The organism is Psychrobacter sp. NG254 (assembly GCF_015277735.1).
GTDB lineage: Bacteria > Pseudomonadota > Gammaproteobacteria > Pseudomonadales > Moraxellaceae > Psychrobacter.
This window is the reverse complement of sequence record NZ_JADHDA010000001.1, coordinates 596,808-614,690: the sequence shown is the minus strand read 5'-3', so window position 1 is coordinate 614,690 and position 17,883 is coordinate 596,808. Positions and strand designations below refer to the sequence as shown.

Sequence of the window (17,883 nt, the reverse complement as noted above, 5' to 3'; positions counted from 1 at the left end):
CCAGTCTTAGTATTATAATTTTAGTAGCTAATTAAGAACCATTCTTTAATTAAAAAGCACCTATTGATGCACTTAATCTTCAGTCAAAATAGAGCGCAAGGTATCAATCAAACGCAGATTTTCTTCGGCCATTCCTACTGTGATGCGCAGCCAATTCGGCAATCCATAAGCCGTTAATGGACGAACGATGACGCCTTGCTCAAGCAGTGCTTGATGGATTGAAGCCGCTGATATGTCTTCCATCTCAACTTGTACCTCGACCATAATAAAATTGGCATACGATTTCACAAATCCCAATCCCAATGCATCGAACTGCTTTTCTAGCCAGCGCATTTGCTCATCATTCGTTAGACGGGTTTTTTCGATAAAGTCCTGATCGGCCAGTGCCGCAGCCGCAGCCGCCAGACCGATACGACTGACATTAAACGGCTGACGAATACGGTTTAATAAGTCGGCCACTGGCACTGAGCTTAGGGCATAGCCGACGCGCAAACCTGCCAGCCCATATGCTTTGGAAAAAGTACGAACAATAACGACATTATCAAACTCATCCAGTAGCGCGCGATTATTACTCTCAGGACTATACTCGATATAAGCTTCATCCAATACCACCAAGACTGAGCTTGGCACACTGGCAACAAACTGATGCAGCTCTTTATGTCCAAGCTGCGTACCAGTCGGATTGTTGGGATTGGCAATAAAGACGACTTTGGTATTAGGGTTATCTTGTACCGCCTGACTCATCGCTTTTAAGTCGTGACCAAAGCGGTGCGCAGGCACCTCTATATCCATCGCACCTTGCATTTTTGCGAGCATCGAGTACACGACAAAAGCATATTGACTGTAAACAATAGCGTCATCGATACCCACAAAACTGCGCGCCAAAATATCAAGCAAATCATCAGAGCCATTACCTAAGGTAATCTGCTCGACATTGACATCATTAAAATCTGCCAATGCTTGCTTGAGATAGTAACCATTGCCATCAGGATAACGCGATAGCTGACCCAGTTGCTCAGTGACGGCTAGTGTCACTTGTGGTGAGCAGCCCATTGGGTTCTCATTGCTGGCAAGCTTCACCACATCTGAGATACCGTATTCGCGTGTCAACTCTTCAATGGGCTTGCCCGTTTGATAAGGCGCCAACGCCAAAATACTGTCATAAGCTGGCACGAGTGGCAATAAGCTTGATTCGGTTAATTGAGTCGTCTGCATGGTTTATCCTTAGATACGGTCTTTAAATGTGGTCTTTACATGCTGTCTTTTAATACTTAGACCCATCTATTATGTATGAATACCAATGAGTGAAGCCGTATATTTTATAGCACAGCCTTTGGATACGAGCCGAGTACGCGTAAGTCTTTGACCAATGGACGAATATCATTGATAGCCGCACTGACATTTGGATCATTAACATGACCATCCATGTCAATAAAGAAAACATATGCCCATTTATTAGGACGTTCAGGACGGGTTTCGATACTGGTCATCGACACGCCATGATAGGACAATGGCTTCAAAATTTCGATCAACGCGCCGGCTTTGTCATGTGCTGAAACTACGATAGAGGTTTTGTCTTGACCTGATGGTGCGACCGCTTCGTGACCGATGATCAAAAAGCGCGTAGTATTGCTTGGATTATCTTCGATATTTGAATAAAGCTTATGTAAGCCATACTCTGCTACAGCAACATCACCTGCAATCGCTGCTGAATGCCATTCGTTTTTAAGACGACGCGCCGCTTCACCGTTGCTAGATACCGCCACACGCTCTACATTGGGGTAGTTCACATCGAGCCAGTGACGACACTGAGCCAATGACTGCTGATGCGAATAAATACGGCTTAGACCATCTAGTTTGGTGTGTTCTGCGACCAAAAAGTTCTGATGAATAGGCAGCTCAACTTCGCCAATGATTTTTAGGGTAGAAGATAAGAAACCGTCTAATGTGTGATTGACTACGCCTTCTGAAGAGTTCTCAACCGGTACCACACCATACATGGCTGTACCCGCTTCGACTTCACGGAATACATCAGTAATGGTCGTCATCGGCACAGTATCAGCGGCTTTGCCAAAGTGCTTGAGCGCAGCGGCATGCGTAAAGGTACCAACAGGGCCCAAAAAGGCAATACGCTGCGGCGCTTCTAAGTCTAAGCATACCGACATGATTTCGCGGAACAGACGCGCCATCTTTTCGTCAGCGATTGGGCCCGTATTACGCGCCATGACCGCCTTTAACACTTGTGCTTCGCGCTCAGGACGATAAAAAATTGGGTTGCTATTATCAGCCGCCGGGTTATTGGCAATATGGTTTTTCTTTACCGTAGCCACTTGCTGAGCCAATTTGGCACGGTTATTGATCAACGTTTGGATTTCGCAGTCTACTGCATCAATATTTTGACGAATATTGTCTAAAAAATCTTTTTCATTTGCGGTATCGCTAGCGTTTCCGGTGATTTGATTTAGATTATCCATGGTTTGATCTGGTGACTGCTCGCTCATTACCGCCCATCCTTTTTAGATTTTATCACTGTTAAGTATGACTATATTTGTTACTACGATTGCCTGTTTTATTATGGCGATTGGATACTGTATCCTGATTAGATAAGCTGCTCTTATTAAAGACCATGCGCTATCTGACATCGCCATCAGCGACGACATTGGTGAGTCTATATAACAGACCAATAGGTCGCGGGCTCTACTATAACAAAAACTTGGGTCAGTGCCCATTCGTAAATACGTATAAACGGCACAACGGCTATAAATGTTATCACAGTTAGCGCTCATAACAGCGATGCATGCCTTAACTCTGCAAAAACACATGCTCAAAACTGTGTTACAGTTCCCTTTCCAACCCTACTCAAATTATAAATAAAAAAGCATCCTGTCATTAATATCGATGTGATTACTATAGAAGGCTATCTGATGAGCGTATTACAACAATTAAAAACCATGACCACCATTGTCGCTGATACGGGCGATTTGACCGACATTGCACGCCTAAAACCTATTGATGCGACCACCAACCCAAGCCTCATTACCAAAGCGCTCATTCATTCTGACAATCAAGCTGTCCTATCAGAAACGATGAGCCGTCATAACGGTGACATCGATGCCGTTATTGATACACTGACGATAAAAGTTGGCTGCGATATTTTAGCGCTGATCGAAGGCCGCGTATCTACTGAAGTAGATGCTCGTCTCTCTTATGATACTCAGGCCACGATAGACAAAGCCTTGGCATTTATGGAGGCCTACCAAAAAGCAGGTATCGACTCAGAACGCGTCCTGATAAAAATGGCAGCGACTTGGCAAGGCATCGAAGCAGCACGTTATCTTGAAACCCAAGGCGTTCACTGCAACTTGACGCTCCTATTCGGTCAACACCAAGCCATCGCTTGTGCAGACGCTGGTGTGACCTTGATATCGCCATTCGTTGGCCGTATCTTGGATTGGCAAAAACGCCAACAGAGCCGTCAGAACGTCCCAGCATCTGACGACATGGGCGTCCAATCCGTCAAACTTATTTATCAATACTACAAGCAGCACGGCTACCAGACACAAGTCATGGGCGCAAGTTTTCGCTCAGTTGAGCAAATCTTGGCACTAGCAGGGTGCGACCTGTTGACCATAGCTCCCAATCTCATTGACGAGCTGGCGGCGATGGATACAGAGGTTACCCGTCAGTTATCCCCTAGTATGTCGATGGATATGAAGGCGATGACTCAAGTGAGTTTGACGCATGAAGAATTCAGCGCCGCCTATCAGCAAGATAAGGTCACACAAGACTTATTACCCAAAGGTATTGATGGTTTTATTGGCGCACGTGACGAGCTTGCTAAGATGCTATCGACCATGCGCGGGTAACAAGGGCAACAGGACTCTCACTGACCTCTCACAAAAGATATTTGCCTGTTAATGGCAAGTTGGCTATCATTACTTACTTTAAACAACCAGCAGCAAGGCTCAAGTATGAAACGGCTATCAATGTTATTGGCCAGTAGTGCACTAATGATTAGTGCCCATGGTGTCAACTGGGTAGAGGTGTCTGAGAGCAGTTCTGGATCGACTTTTAGTATAGATTTGGACTCTATTGAAAGCTCTGACATAAATATCATAGACGAAAAAGACGTCGAAAACATCACAGTGTCGATGCTCAGAACATACCCCGTGCAAAAGCAGATCAAGAAAGAGAAGACTGCCGTAAAGGACAAAGGGGCTGTAAAAGAGAAGAGCGATATAAAAGAAAATAGCATTCAGCGTAGTGATCAGCAATTACTGATTTCCTGCAAAGATGCCAGTTACTATAAGAGAGCCTACGTCAACTACGATGCTGATGATAAAGTCCTCAAGTCATGGCAATCAGAGAAACCGATACTGACCACAAAAGACTTTAAGGTGACTGCCCCAAAAACCGTTGGACGCCGACTGATTGAGCACGCTTGTGACAGTTATGAGCAAACCAAACAGCAGTCAGTGTAAGTCTATTATAGTATTCAACCTAAACCAGACAAAAAAGCGCCCTGATATTATTCAGGGCGCTTTTTTGTCTGTATTTTTACAGCTTATAGTCAGTTCAATGCAAAAATAAAGAAAGCTAAATTATACCTTTGCTTTATTTATGACCAACTAGGTTATCAATTGACCCTATTAAGCTTTTAGTACGGTATAGACAGGCACTGGGAACTCACCATGCAAATCAACCAAGTCTAATAACACCAATGCACCCACCACCGTATGATCGGCTGATTGACACAGCTCATAAGCAGTGGTCAATGTACCACCAGTCGCCAAAATATCATCGACCAGTAGTACGCGCTCAGGTGGCAAGTTGTTTTGCATCTCAAGCGTGTCTTTGCCATACTCTAGCGCGTATGCTTTGTTGGCCACTGGTGGTGGCAGTTTACCCGGTTTGCGTAGTAGTATCATACCCTTACCCAAGCGTCCTGCGAGCATGCTGGCAAACACAAATCCGCGTGCTTCAACAGCACCCAAGCAATCGACATCATCCATAAGGCCCTCTGGCAATGCGGCAAGCAGCGCATCGATGACTTCATTGATGTGACTACGGAGTAACGGGGTAATATCATAAAAATCAATGCCGACTTTTGGAAAGTCTGGTACTGTGCGAATAACCTGCCAAAATGGATGGTCAGTATTACGTGTAGGAGATGACGCGCTTTCGGTGGTCGCGGATGTGGCGGCATTGATACTCATGATAACCCTTAGCTTATATGACTGAGATAACTGGCGTGACTTGAATAACTGATATGAACGATATGACAACTGCTCATAAATCACTCATGACTTATCAGCGGCAAATAGTAGATATAGTCAATCCATGTTAAAAATAATACAAGGCAGACGAGCGCGAGTACTACAGTAGTAGGCTAAGCGAGTCTAACGCCGTAACACTTTAAGAGTAGTTCGACTATAACACTATAAATTTGACGGCGATTATTATAGCATAACTGGCCTTCGCATTGCGGATGCGCGTCTGTTGTTGCAGCCAATCACTGCAATATAGCGTCAGTACGGACTTGATAAAAGACAACTCATCTCAATATACAAGTGTAAACTTAACTATGAAAATCACGGTTATATGCTAAACTACGTGCGTTTTTGCAGTCTCATATCGTTGTTATAAAGGTAGTAACCGCATATAGCAGCTGAACGAATAACTGCAACCCCAAACCTAAGCGTATATAGCGCACTGTAACACTGGTAATGATCGATAGGACTTATTTATGAAACGTTATGAATGTATCGTCTGTGGCTGGATATATGATGAAGCACTGGGCTGCCCTGAAGAAGGCATTGCCCCTGGCACAAAATGGGACGACATCCCTGATGACTGGACTTGCCCTGAGTGCGGCGTCGGCAAGCTTGACTTTGAGATGCTTGAGCTGTAGTAGATGACCCTCTAATTAGGACACTTCATGATAAAATCAGATGACATCAATAGTGCCAAATTGACTGAACCCTTAGACAATCTAGACACCTACCCCACGCCTGAATGGCAACGATTTGGGGCACACCAATGGCGCGACTCAGATTTGAGTCAGCACCTGCAGCAAGCGATGATCGATATCGGTGATGGCATTGAGCTGTGTGTCGAGGCAGGAGGTAACCCTAATCATCCGCCGCTACTGATGATTATGGGGCTAGGGTCACAGATGATATTTTGGCCTGACAATTTCATCAAACGCTTTATTGATGCTGGTTTCTTTGTGATTCGTTTTGACAATCGTGATATTGGTCTGTCCTCTAAAGTGCAGATTGAGGGATTGCCACGCATCAGTCAGCTCAAAATGATGGTACGATTGCAAACTGGCCTGTCCAATAAAAGCACACAGGTTGCCTATAATCTGACAGATATGGCAGAAGACACTGCGCGTTTGATTAAGGCCCTCAAGCTTGGCAAGACCCATTTGCTTGGTGCTTCGATGGGCGGCATGATCGCACAGATCGTAGCGGCTCGTTATCCCAGCTTGGTACAGCGTATGGCGCTGATGTTTACGACGACCAATCGTGCCTTTTTAAAGCCGCCAAAGCCCAAGCAGCTGTACACCCTTATTAATCGTCCAGAGAGTCATTCTGAACGTGATATCGTCCGTCATAGCGTGTGGTTTATGAAGACCGTTGGTACACCAGGGCATGTCAATGTACGGATGGTGCGTGAGATTGCCAAGATTCGCTATCAGCGCAACTTTCATCCGCTAGGTACGGTCCAGCAGCTTAATGCTATATTGGCATCAGGATCTATCAGTCGCTTTAGTAAGCAAGTCAAAGCACCAACCATTGTACTACATGGTAGCGCTGATGGCTTAATTCCTGCCTCACAGGGCCGCGTGGTTGCCAAAACCATCCCTAATGCTAAGTTTCATCTGATTGAAGGCATGGCACATGATATTCCAGAGTATTATCAGCCTTATATGGTTGATTTAATCAGCCATCATTTATCGGATAAATAGCCACTTCCTGCCATGTCCATACCTGCTGTCAGTACAAGGCACGTATCATGTACTCGATAAAAAAATGTGTGCAATAAAAAAGAGTGCCAGCCTATGATAAATAGGTTGGCACTCTTTTTTTTATTGCGTATTAAGTTTTGATAGTCGCGCTAATCGCACGCGACCCCAGTACCCTCTTTGTCAACACACATTTTATTGCCATTCTTTAAATTGCCAATCCATGCCTTACCACCGGTAAAGGTAAATGACGGCTTACCTTTATAGTCGTCAGCCAACACCCCATCGCTTGCAAAGCGAAAAGGAATCACCAACTCTCCGCCCAAATTGATAAATCCCCATTCTTTGCCGATACGCACGCCCGCCAGCGACTCAGAGAATGGGCGTACCTCATCGAACGAATAAGTAATCATGGTGATGTTATTATCATCAACAAAGCCCCATTTGCCATCCTGTTGACGTGATTGCAGCGTGGTAAAACCGCTAGATATAGGCGGCTTAGGCCCTGACGATGATTTAGGCACGGACGATGGCTTAGCGCTGTCAGTAGCAGGTGCAGACTCTTTGGCGGATGATGCATTGGGGTCACGAGCCGTATTCCCATTTTTATCGACCCAACTGGTCGCACTATTTTTTCGTACTCGCGCCACGCCATTACGGTAGTTATCAATATCATCAATGGCTGCCGAGAATGAAACAACCGTGCTATTGGCCGTGTTAATCACGCCATAGTTACCGTCTTTTTTTACCACGATACGTCCATCTGATACAGGTCGCGCCCATCCTCCACTTTCTGTGAGTATGTCATACATTGCAGGCACGACTTCGCGGCCTTGCATATTGAGATAACCGACACGACTGTTACGCAATACAGGTAGCAGATCGCTCGATATTTTATCGGCATCGACCTTTTGATAGCGTGATAAATCAACGACTCTTTTACCTTTTTTGTCAATCAATGCCACAGGCGCACCAAAATCCTTGGTCGCTAAAAAATACTTGCTACTTGCGGTACAAGCGACATTTTTGTAGTAGCTTTTGGGCAGTTTACAACTGGCCGCTTGGGCGCTGGGCACCGTAAACAGCAAACCCAAAGAGACACTGATAAACAAACCATAGCGCGACACTGTTCTAGATGTACCGGATACTATGTGTGAGTGGTTGTTTGAAAAAAAGTATCGAAGCATAAGTAAACCTAGGCAAATAATATACAGAGTGTTTGAGATAATGGACGAAGCATTCAATATACGGTAAAGCATAAAGGTCTGTTTGAATATTAAACAGACTCTAGACTAACAAATTGTTGTATCAGCGCCAATGTCATTACTGTAAGGGCGTCACTCGATTATAAAGACATTGCTATACTGTGCTACGATTTATACTGACAAATCTCACTATGTCGGTACCATCATGTAGCGATACCGCTACTAAGATTGCTGTCGCTATTAGTCATCACTATCAGTAACTTTAATCGTGTATGTGTAGCCTGTACACACAGTAGGATTAGCTATAGCGACAGCCTATTTAAAAAACCAGAATAAATTTTGGTTTTACCATTTCATTTTATGTACAAAACCACGACAATATGGCCTTGGTGAAACGTCACATGAGCAGCGTGACGTCATAATAAGAATATTAACATAAGGACATTATATGGCTATCGCTTCATCACGCTCTGCACCTATAGGCTTAGTCATTGGTTGTATCATTTTTGGTTTGGGCAGTTTGATCGTGGCTCACGTTGATATCGGCGGCTGGGCAATGTCGTTTTGGCGATTGGCTATTTCAGGTATCGTCTTTGCGGTCTTAGCAAAAACCATGGGGCAGCATCTACCCCAATCAAGGCGAGCGATTGTTTATAGCTTACTGTCAGGGGCTTTTTTGGGATTGGATTTGGCACTTTGGCACGAGAGTATTTATGCCGTCGGCCCTGGCATCTCAACCTTGCTCAACAGCTTGCAGATTTTTTTCTTAGCCGCCATTGGCTTTTTATATTTTAATGAACGTCAATCTATCGTACAGCTCATCAGTTTATTTTTGGCGATGCTGGGCGTGGCCATGATTGGCAGTCCTGAATTTGCTAACAACAGCGCCGCCACTTGGGGCTTTGTCACAGGTATTGTGTCAGGCGCGATGCTGGCAGCATCGATGACTTTTATCCGTAAGACACACGATACCGAGCCTGTACCCATATTTATGCTGATGCAATTAATCAGTATCGGTGGTGTGCTTGCCATGGTTGTGCCGATGTTGGCTTTCGATATGGGTAACATTTTGCCCAATACCTGGTCTGAGCTTGGTTGGGTACTGATTTATGGTACGGTGATGCAGTGCTTGGCTTGGGGCCTGATTGCCTATTCTATCCCTAAGCTATCACTGGCACTGACAGGATTATTACTACTGACCGAGCCTGTTGCCGCCCTCATTATTGACTATAGCTGGCTGGACAAACCCATCAACAGCTTACAATGGGGCGGCGCTTTGCTTACGATGTTTGCCATTTATTTGGGATCGTTAAAACCAAAACCACGGGCACTACGCCGTTATCGGTTTTTTTCAAAGTTCTATAAGCGAGATTATAAGTAAGCTCGACACTATTGTTCGATTTTCTCGGACGATATAAATCAATACTATTCAATAAAAAGCGCCCATGCTATTGATAGCATGGGCGCTTTTTAGTTACTGCATTTACTGCAAACTTAAACATTTTAGAGACTAATTATTTAGCCAACGCTTTATTCGCCGCTTTCGTCTCGGCACTTTGGTTAAACAAGGCATTTAACACGATAGCGGCTAAAGTAGCAGTACCAATACCGCCCAAATCAAAGCCCCCTAAGTGCAAGCTAAAGTTACCTGTACCCATAATGACAGTCACAGCAGCGATGATTAAATTGCTGTTTTTACTGAAGTCGATGTGGCTGTCTATCCAAATTTTTATCCCAGCTACCGTGATCAGACCGAATACCACGATAGAGGCGCCGCCCAATAGAGCCGCTGGTATCGTTTGGATAATTGCGCCAAACTTTGGTGACAGTCCCAATATAATAGCGACCACACCTGCGACTACAAATATCGTGGTGCTATATACTTTTGTGACCGCCATAACGCCGATGTTTTCAGCGTAAGTGGTCACGCCTGTACCACCGAAGCCTGCTGAAAAAGTCGTGGCCAAACCATCTGCCAAAAACGCTCGGCCCATATAAGGGGTTACGCGAGCCTTGGTCATACCCTCTACGGCTTTAAAGTGACCCAAGTTTTCGGCCACTAAGATAAAGGCCACAGGCGCAATGAGAATAATAGCACTTAGCTCAAAACGAGGCGTATGAATGCTTGGTAACCCAAACCATGAAGCTGCAGCGACCGTACTAAAGTCAATCGCAGTCCCAAAACCTAGGATATTGGTCATCACAAAATAAGCCACGTACGACAATACCAGACCGACGAGTAGCAATAGACGACGTAGCATACCGCGCGTAAATACCGCCACCCCACTGATGAGCAGCACAGTCAAAGTGGCCATCCAAGCATCAAACTGATTGGCAGACACGCCTTGAATAGTCACTGGTGCTAAGTTAAGACCGATAATCATCACGATAGCGCCGGTGACGATAGGCGGCATTAAGCGCTCAATCCAGCCTGTTCCTGTCTTCATCACGAGCAAGCCAATCAACGCATAAATAATACCGCAGGCCATGATACCGCCTAGCGCCACATTCAAATTGTCATTGAACCCTGCGCCTGCATATGCCGTCACCGCAATGACTGGACCAATAAAAGCAAAGCTTGAACCCAGATAACTTGGCATGCGTCCACCAGTGATCATAAAAAACATCACCGTACAGATACCAGACATCAAAATAGCTAAGTTAGGGTCAAACCCCATCAATAATGGCGCGAGCACCGTCGCACCAAACATGGCAAACGTATGCTGTATCCCTAGTAATACACTCTTTGATGGTGGCAAATAGTCATTGATACCCACTGGATCGCGATCCAAGTTGCCCTTATAAGGTCGCCATGTAGGAAACCAACGGCCATTTTCAAAGTCTGGATTGTGTGGGTAGTTGATGGCGGCTGAATCAATACCTGCAGCCTCTAATGCGTTTTGAGCTGACTGATCTGGAGCGCTGTTGTCTGACGATGATAAAGGGTCTTTTTGAGATGGCATGCGCGCTTGTCCTATGTGAGCTGAACTAAGGTAATAAGCTAAAATAACTGCTAAAATGAAAACTGAGCGAAATTGAGAGACTACTAAATAGAGCTATTTTGATAGCAGGTTATATAGATAAAAGAAGTCTATATTTTTCTATCTATAATATGTCATCCCAATTCATTCGTTTATGTTGTAATATGACAAACCAAAAGTATTATTTGGTATGATGGTCAATTCTAGCTAATGGCACAAGAACCATGTGTGCTACCCAAAATACTTTGGTCATTTACAAGCTGGCCTACTTAATAGCGATATTGACTTACAGGATGTTACATAGTCGTTGACTCCGAGCATGATAGCGGAGTTTCAAAATAAATAAAAGTTATTATTCAGTCACCACTTGTACTCTTTTATAGCAATCCTTTCATAGATAGCACCTCACACGCACCGAACTACGGTGCCTGTAAGCTATGGCTGTCTATTATATTTTTAATAAAAGCGCTCTATGCAATTGTTGCAATCGCTAGAGCTCTTAAACTTTTCGGTAACTCATTATGATTAGTGTTTTTGATTTATTTAAAATTGGCATTGGCCCATCAAGCTCACATACAGTAGGTCCGATGGTGGCCTCTAATCTGTTTTTGGCCTCATTAACCAAGCAAATGGCATTGACAGCCGTTGCTAATATCGAAATTGAGCTTTATGGTTCGTTGGCCGCGACCGGAAAAGGCCACGCAACAGATACGGCTATCTTATTGGGATTACTTGGTCATACGCCTAGTACCATTGACACACGCATGACCAGTAGCTATCTGTCTCCTATTTTTTCTGACAAAGTATTAAACGTGTCCGGTACGCATACCATTGCGTTTGATACAGAACAAGATATCTATTGGTACGATGATACTGTGCTGCCCTACCATCCTAATGCATTGACACTTCGTGCCATCTCAACGGAAGGCGTGCGCTATCAGCAGACCTACTATTCGATTGGTGGTGGGTTTGTGATCAATGAAGAAGATGCCACTGACCCAAATGAGGATCATGCCAGCCCAACGATCGATCGTGTTCCTTACCCTTTCAATAATGCCGCAGAACTACTAGAGCAATGTCGTCAGCATCACTTAAGTATCAGCGAATTGGTACTGGCAAATGAGCTTTATTTTCATAGCGAAGAAGAGGTGTTTGCCTATTTAGACAATATTTGGGAAGTCATGCAAGACTGTGTCACACAAGGCTGTGAAAACGGCGGCATTTTGCCCGGTGGCTTAGATGTCAAACGCCGTGCAAAGGACTTGTACCTACAGTTGTGTGCTGAAAAAGATCAGCCCATCACCAAGAATGACAAACTGGCCGCGATGGACTGGGTTGACTTGTATGCACTGGCCGTCAATGAAGAAAATGCCAATGGTGGTAAAGTGGTCACAGCACCAACCAATGGCGCGGCAGGTATTATTCCAGCAGTACTGCATTACTATCGTGACTTTTTGCCTAACTATAGCCAAGACGGTGTCCGCAAGTTTTTGTTGAATGCCACCGCTATTGGTAGCCTCATCAAGCAAAATGCCTCGATCTCTGGTGCTGAAGTAGGCTGTCAGGGTGAAGTAGGATCTGCCTGTGCCATGGCAGGATCTGCCCTAGCAGAACTTATGAATGGCTCACCCGCTAAATGTTTAAATGCAGCAGAAATCGGTATTGAGCATAATCTAGGTCTCACTTGCGATCCTATTGGCGGTCTAGTCCAAGTGCCTTGTATCGAGCGTAATGCCATGGGCGCGGTCAAAGCAATCAATGGGGCACGTCTGGCCTGTAGAGGTAATGGTCAGCACTTCGTTTCTTTGGATAAAGCCATAGAGACCATGAAGCAGACAGGTGCTGACATGTCTGATAAATACAAAGAGACGGCACGTGGCGGCCTTGCAGTATATGCTGATAATAGAATCCCTACCGCTACTCGCGGTGTCAGTGTTAACTATAGCCAATGCTAATCTATCGACTGCATGATTAGCAATAATATGTCGTCATAGAAGTAGATACTGTAGAAACAAAAAAAGACCTCTAAGAAATTAGAGGTCTTTTTTTATGATGAATGTAACGAAGTCAGCTCACATTCATTGATATTGATATTACTCAGCTGTTTTAGATACTACTTTGTTGAGAATCCAAACTGGCTTAACCACATTAGACCCTTCTGCTGTCATGGCTTCTTGACGTACATCCAAGACATAACGGTAGTTCGGCTCATAGGTAAAGCCCTGAATGTTACCATTTAGCGTGGTATAGTTTTTCTGATAAGTCTGACGATATTGCAAGCATTGCGATTCAACCATCGTGCCATCTGTTGCTGTCAAGTCACACACAGCTTTACGCGGGGCAACTTCTACCTCAAAACTTGGAATATTGATTACTTTTACATTCATAGTCTGTCCTTCGACTACCATGGTACGCTCATTGTCCATACCCATAGTAGAACAACCAGAAAGGGCAAAAGTCGTCATCAATGCTGCAAGTGCTAATTTTTTCATTATATAATCCTCAGATAGTTGTTATTAGTTTTCTATTGCTGGCTTATTGTTGCTTATACCAAATTATTATTTCGAACACCTTATCCTGCCCTAGTAAAACCCAATAAGGCTATTTGCCGTTTACTGAGCTTAGTATAGGTCGCTCGTCGCCTTACCCTCTATGACTGCTTTGTAAAGTAACGTCAGCTTTTGCAACTGATGTTAATGCATCGTATGAAATCACAAGGTAAATTGATACTGGCCAAGCCAAATCTTAGATGATAGACAATAAAAAGCCAGAGTAGACTCTACTCTGGCTCCATGGCTAAGCTATCTAAAGATAATTTAAAACTATTGCCTAACTGCGATAATCAGCATTTATCTTCACATAATCATATGACAAATCGCAGGTATAAACCGTGTCATGGGCATCACCGCGTGCAAGACTGATATGAATGGTAATCTCAGACTGGCTCATAACCGCTTTGCCAGCTTCTTCTGTATAGTTGGCGGCGACACCGCCGTTCTGGCAAATCATAACGTCATCTAGATAAACATCAACTTGCTCGGTGTCTAGGTCTTCAATGCCTGCATAGCCCACTGCTGCTAGAATACGTCCCCAGTTTGCATCACTGGCAAAAAACGCTGTCTTTACCAGTGGTGAATGCGCGACGGCATAAGCCACATCACAGCATTCCTGAGTGGTTTGACCACCTGTCACTTTAACGGTCATAAACTTGGTCGCACCCTCGCCATCACGCACAATCAATTGTGCCAGACGTATAAACACCTCACTCAACGCGTCGAACACTGCTTGATAATGCGGATGCGCTGGACCATCAATCACATCCGAGCTGGCAGCGCCAGTGGCTATCAATACACAGCAGTCATTGGTTGAGGTATCGCCATCCACCGTGATGCGATTAAAAGACTGCTCATTGATAGCGCTGAGCATCTTTTGTAATACGTCAGCAGCGATATTGGCATCTGTCGCCACGTAACCGAGCATAGTGGCCATATTCGGGCGTATCATCCCTGAGCCTTTTGACATGCCCGTAATATGATAATGAGTCCCTGCTACTTCGATTTGTTGGCTGGCAAGTTTCGGAATGGTGTCCGTTGTGCGGATACCATTGGCCGCAGCCAGCCAACTATCAGCAGCTAAATTAGACAATGCGGCATCCAGACCTGCGATGACCGCGTCGCTATTTAATGGCTCGCCAATCACCCCGGTTGAGAATGGCAATACAGTGGCGACATCTACCCCTGCTTTGTCTGCCAATGCAGCACAGATATCGATAGCACGGCGCTTGCCATCAGCACCCGTGCCTGCATTGGCATTACCCGTATTGGTCACCAAATAGCGCGGACTGACTTTAGCAAAGTGCTCTCGCAATACCCGTACAGGCGCCGCACAAAACGTATTCTTAGTCGTAACAACCGCCGTCGTTGCCTGCTCATTGATTTCTATCACGACCAAATCGTCACGATTTTTATAGCGTACGCCCGCGGCAGTTGCACTGAGCTTAATGCCATCAATGGGATAAATAGTATCAGGTACTGCTACATTGCCAACTGCCATAATAAAGTCCTTATTTGTGATATTTATCGTTACTTATAGATAGAAGCTAAATTTATAGAATATAAAGTCATACTTGTGATCTGAATATTATCGTTTTTTTAAGTTGAATGCTGACCAAATCGGGGCATGGTCAGACGGTTTTTCCATCGCACGTAATTCGTAGCTGATACCAGCATCGACACAAGCATCAACCAAATCTGGTGTGCATAAGATATGATCGATACGCATTCCGCGCTTAGGCTCATCATTAAAGCCGCGACTGCGATAATCAAACCAGCTATAAAGCTCAGTACTCTCTGGATAATGCAAACGATAAGTATCGGTCAGCTCACGCGACATCAGATCGCTATACCATTCACGTTCTTCTGGCAAAAACGAGGTTTTTCTATTTTTTAACCAACGTTTTGCATTGACTTCACCAATACCGATATCGATATCTTCTGGGGCAATGTTCATGTCACCCATGACAATGATCGAACGACCCTCAGCTTTTAATGTATCAATATAAACCATCAAATCTGCATAATACGCCCGTTTCATTGGAAATTTGGTCGGGTGATCTTGGCTTTCTCCTTGCGGGAAATAACCATTAAGCACATCTACCTCGCGCCCATCAAACTCATAGCGTGCATGAATAAAACGCTTTTGCGCATCTACCTCTTCACCAGGAAAGCCCTTTTGTACAAATATAGGGGCAACTTTAGACAGTAATGCCACGCCATAATGTCCCTTTTGTCCAAAGTATTCTACGTGATACCCTATTCCTTCTACATCCCCTAGCGGGAACTGGTCGTCATGCACTTTGGTCTCTTGTAGACCCATGACGTCAGGATCAATCACCTCCCGAACGGCCTCAAGCTGGTGCTGACGAGCACGAATACCATTGATATTAAAACTGACAAAACGGGTCATAAACTATCCTATACTAATTGATAAAATGCAGTGCTGATACGAGCGAATGAGTCGCAAGCACCTATGATAGCAGACATAGGCTGAGCTAGCTGTTGCGCCGTCTTATATCTTCGGCTAGAGTAACGCTTGTGACAACGATAATAAACGCTATTCTTATAAATTCGCTGATTCACATCCTTATCATGAGGGCATACCCTCAACCTTACTTATTAAAAAATACTGAGTATGACTATGACAACAACGATGCGAAAAAACACCAATAAAGTTAGCAACGATGAAGTTGCCCCATTATTTGCCAAAGATTACAACGTCTATATTAACCATACTGATGCTGGTGGCATAGTCTACCATGCCAATCATTTGGTTTTTTTTGAAAACTGCCGCCGTGATTGGTTCACGGAACTTGGCTTGAACGGCTACTTTTTGCAGACCGATACGGGCGATGTGCAGCATTTTGTGGTCAGTCAGGCAGATTTGCGCTATACCAACGCCATTCTCTTAGATGAGATCATCAGTGTACGTGTCGATAAAGTAGAGCTAAAGCCTGCCAGCATGGTATTTTATCAAAGCATTCGTCGCACAGCACCTAATAATAGTGCGATGGGAAATACAACTGTCAGCAATCAAATTTTGAGCAGCGCCAAGATTGTCATTGCTTGTGTACAAAATCAAGTCAAACCAAAGCCTATGGCAAATGATGAAAACGACAAATCTGATACTGCATCTATTGAGGCACCGATGCGCCCTATTCGTGTACCCAAAAAACTGCGCGAGGCTATTGAACAGGCTATGAGCCAGCAACTGGTTGAGCATCAATAGACGCTATGAACACTAATAGCGACAGTCCTATCATTGAGTTTAACCATCTTTGGTTTTACAGCAGGCCGACCACGATGCTTGCTAAGGATACAGACATTAATAGCGTTCAAATACAGGATAGCACTCAAAAAAAGGGCAATACTCTAAGCACACGCTATCAGAAATGGACAAGTAAACGAGAGCAAGATACTGCATCTAGCGAGGCGCTGCCAGCTAACCCGCCAGCATTAATCAGCGATGTGAGTGGTATGCTGTTTTCAGGGCAAGTGACCGTCTTGACCGGTGCCTCCGGCAGTGGCAAGTCTGTACTACTACGACTGCTGGCTGGATTGCTTCCTATAAGTGCTGGTGACGTCCGTTTACGTAGCAAGGCTGAATTACTTAACCCTGCCAAACCAAACAGTGATGTATATCACAGTATTCACGAAACAAGCTATATAGAGTGGCGTCAGCAAGTCACGTTACTCTCGCAGCATCCACAACTGATAGAAGGTAATGTCCTTGACAACCTAAAAATACCTTATGATCTGCAAGCACATGAGTCTCAGACCTTTGATATTGATTGGCATACTGCTCAGCTTGTACATTTGGGTAAAAGCGCAGCGTTTTTGCAGCAAAATGCCAACTATCTATCTGGTGGCGAGCGGCAGCTGGTCAATACGTTGCGCTTACTACAACTCAACCCTCGAGTACTATTGCTGGATGAACCAACCGCTGCCTTAGATGTCGATACATCCGCGCAGTTGGTCAGCCTGCTCATTCGTTGGTTACAAGCCGATAGGCAGCGTACATTGCTATGGGTCACTCACGATACCAAGGACATTATGCCATTGGCTGATAGACACTGGCATATGCAAGCAGGCGTATTAACCAACGTGTTCTAAATCGACTGTTAAACTATGATATAAATCTTAAAATACAATATCCTGATTGTACGCCAACC

Annotated in this window: 16 protein-coding genes; 8 read left to right on the top strand and 8 right to left on the bottom strand. The window is 44.6% G+C overall.

Annotation, left to right across the window (positions count from 1 at the left end):
* Positions 1-72: 72 nt before the first annotated feature.
* Together hisC and pheA are read right to left on the bottom strand one after the other, a co-directional pair.
* Complete coding sequence (hisC, locus tag IP510_RS02475; RefSeq protein WP_194363199.1) at positions 73-1,215, bottom strand: histidinol-phosphate transaminase; 1,143 nt, start codon at positions 1,213-1,215, stop codon at positions 73-75.
* Positions 1,216-1,319: 104 nt separating this feature from the next.
* The gene (gene pheA, locus IP510_RS02470; protein ID WP_194363198.1) at positions 1,320-2,501 is read right to left on the bottom strand and encodes a prephenate dehydratase; all 1,182 of its coding nucleotides are present in this window, start codon (positions 2,499-2,501) and stop codon (positions 1,320-1,322) included.
* A gap of 423 nt (positions 2,502-2,924) precedes the next feature.
* Here pheA and IP510_RS02465 point away from each other — a divergent pair, with 423 nt between their 5' ends.
* Both IP510_RS02465 and IP510_RS02460 read left to right on the top strand, forming a co-directional pair.
* The gene (locus IP510_RS02465; RefSeq protein ID WP_194363197.1) at positions 2,925-3,866 is read left to right on the top strand and encodes a transaldolase; all 942 of its coding nucleotides are present in this window, start codon (positions 2,925-2,927) and stop codon (positions 3,864-3,866) included.
* 105 nt (positions 3,867-3,971) lie between these two features.
* Entirely contained in the window at positions 3,972-4,481 is a 510-nt protein-coding gene (locus IP510_RS02460; protein WP_194363196.1) for a hypothetical protein, read from the top strand.
* A 168-nt stretch (positions 4,482-4,649) separates the two neighbouring features.
* Here the strand turns inward: IP510_RS02460 and IP510_RS02455 are convergent, their stop codons facing one another.
* Entirely contained in the window at positions 4,650-5,216 is a 567-nt protein-coding gene (locus IP510_RS02455) for an adenine phosphoribosyltransferase (protein WP_194363195.1), read from the bottom strand.
* A 530-nt stretch (positions 5,217-5,746) separates the two neighbouring features.
* Here IP510_RS02455 and IP510_RS02450 point away from each other — a divergent pair.
* Positions 5,747-5,911, top strand: coding sequence for a rubredoxin (locus IP510_RS02450; protein ID WP_011280463.1), 165 nt, complete (start codon positions 5,747-5,749; stop codon positions 5,909-5,911).
* Between the two features lie 27 nt (positions 5,912-5,938).
* Positions 5,939-6,973, top strand: a complete 1,035-nt coding sequence (locus IP510_RS02445; protein WP_194363194.1) for an alpha/beta fold hydrolase — start codon at positions 5,939-5,941, stop codon at positions 6,971-6,973.
* A 149-nt stretch (positions 6,974-7,122) separates the two neighbouring features.
* Here IP510_RS02445 and IP510_RS02440 read toward each other — a convergent pair whose 3' ends face one another.
* A complete protein-coding gene (locus IP510_RS02440) occupies positions 7,123-8,157 on the bottom strand; it encodes a WG repeat-containing protein (RefSeq protein ID WP_194363193.1) in 1,035 nt (344 codons plus the stop codon).
* 466 nt (positions 8,158-8,623) lie between these two features.
* Between IP510_RS02440 and IP510_RS02435 the strand changes: the two genes are divergently transcribed.
* Positions 8,624-9,556: a DMT family transporter gene (locus tag IP510_RS02435; RefSeq protein ID WP_194363192.1), complete on the top strand. Its 933-nt coding sequence runs from the start codon at positions 8,624-8,626 to the stop codon at positions 9,554-9,556.
* 133 nt (positions 9,557-9,689) lie between these two features.
* Here the strand turns inward: IP510_RS02435 and IP510_RS02430 are convergent, their stop codons facing one another.
* Complete coding sequence (locus IP510_RS02430) at positions 9,690-11,138, bottom strand: solute carrier family 23 protein (protein WP_227669421.1); 1,449 nt, start codon at positions 11,136-11,138, stop codon at positions 9,690-9,692.
* Between the two features lie 539 nt (positions 11,139-11,677).
* Between IP510_RS02430 and IP510_RS02425 the strand changes: the two genes are divergently transcribed.
* Positions 11,678-13,111 carry an L-serine ammonia-lyase gene (locus IP510_RS02425; RefSeq protein ID WP_194363191.1) on the top strand — a complete coding sequence of 478 codons (1,434 nt, stop codon included), beginning with the start codon at positions 11,678-11,680 and terminating at the stop codon, positions 13,109-13,111.
* A 138-nt stretch (positions 13,112-13,249) separates the two neighbouring features.
* Here IP510_RS02425 and IP510_RS02420 read toward each other — a convergent pair whose 3' ends face one another.
* The 3 genes from IP510_RS02420 to xthA all read right to left on the bottom strand — a co-directional run bounded on the left by IP510_RS02420 (position 13,250) and on the right by xthA (position 16,121).
* Positions 13,250-13,648 carry a DUF4377 domain-containing protein gene (locus tag IP510_RS02420; protein ID WP_194363190.1) on the bottom strand — a complete coding sequence of 133 codons (399 nt, stop codon included), beginning with the start codon at positions 13,646-13,648 and terminating at the stop codon, positions 13,250-13,252.
* A 337-nt stretch (positions 13,649-13,985) separates the two neighbouring features.
* Positions 13,986-15,209 carry a bifunctional glutamate N-acetyltransferase/amino-acid acetyltransferase ArgJ gene (gene argJ, locus IP510_RS02415; protein ID WP_194363189.1) on the bottom strand — a complete coding sequence of 408 codons (1,224 nt, stop codon included), beginning with the start codon at positions 15,207-15,209 and terminating at the stop codon, positions 13,986-13,988.
* An 87-nt stretch (positions 15,210-15,296) separates the two neighbouring features.
* A complete protein-coding gene (gene xthA / locus IP510_RS02410; protein ID WP_194363188.1) occupies positions 15,297-16,121 on the bottom strand; it encodes an exodeoxyribonuclease III in 825 nt (274 codons plus the stop codon).
* Between the two features lie 231 nt (positions 16,122-16,352).
* Here xthA and IP510_RS02405 point away from each other — a divergent pair, with 231 nt between their 5' ends.
* Entirely contained in the window at positions 16,353-16,940 is a 588-nt protein-coding gene (locus IP510_RS02405; RefSeq protein ID WP_194363187.1) for a hotdog domain-containing protein, read from the top strand.
* A gap of 5 nt (positions 16,941-16,945) precedes the next feature.
* Complete coding sequence (locus IP510_RS02400; RefSeq protein ID WP_194363186.1) at positions 16,946-17,824, top strand: ATP-binding cassette domain-containing protein; 879 nt, start codon at positions 16,946-16,948, stop codon at positions 17,822-17,824.
* The last annotated feature ends 59 nt before the right edge of the window (positions 17,825-17,883 follow it).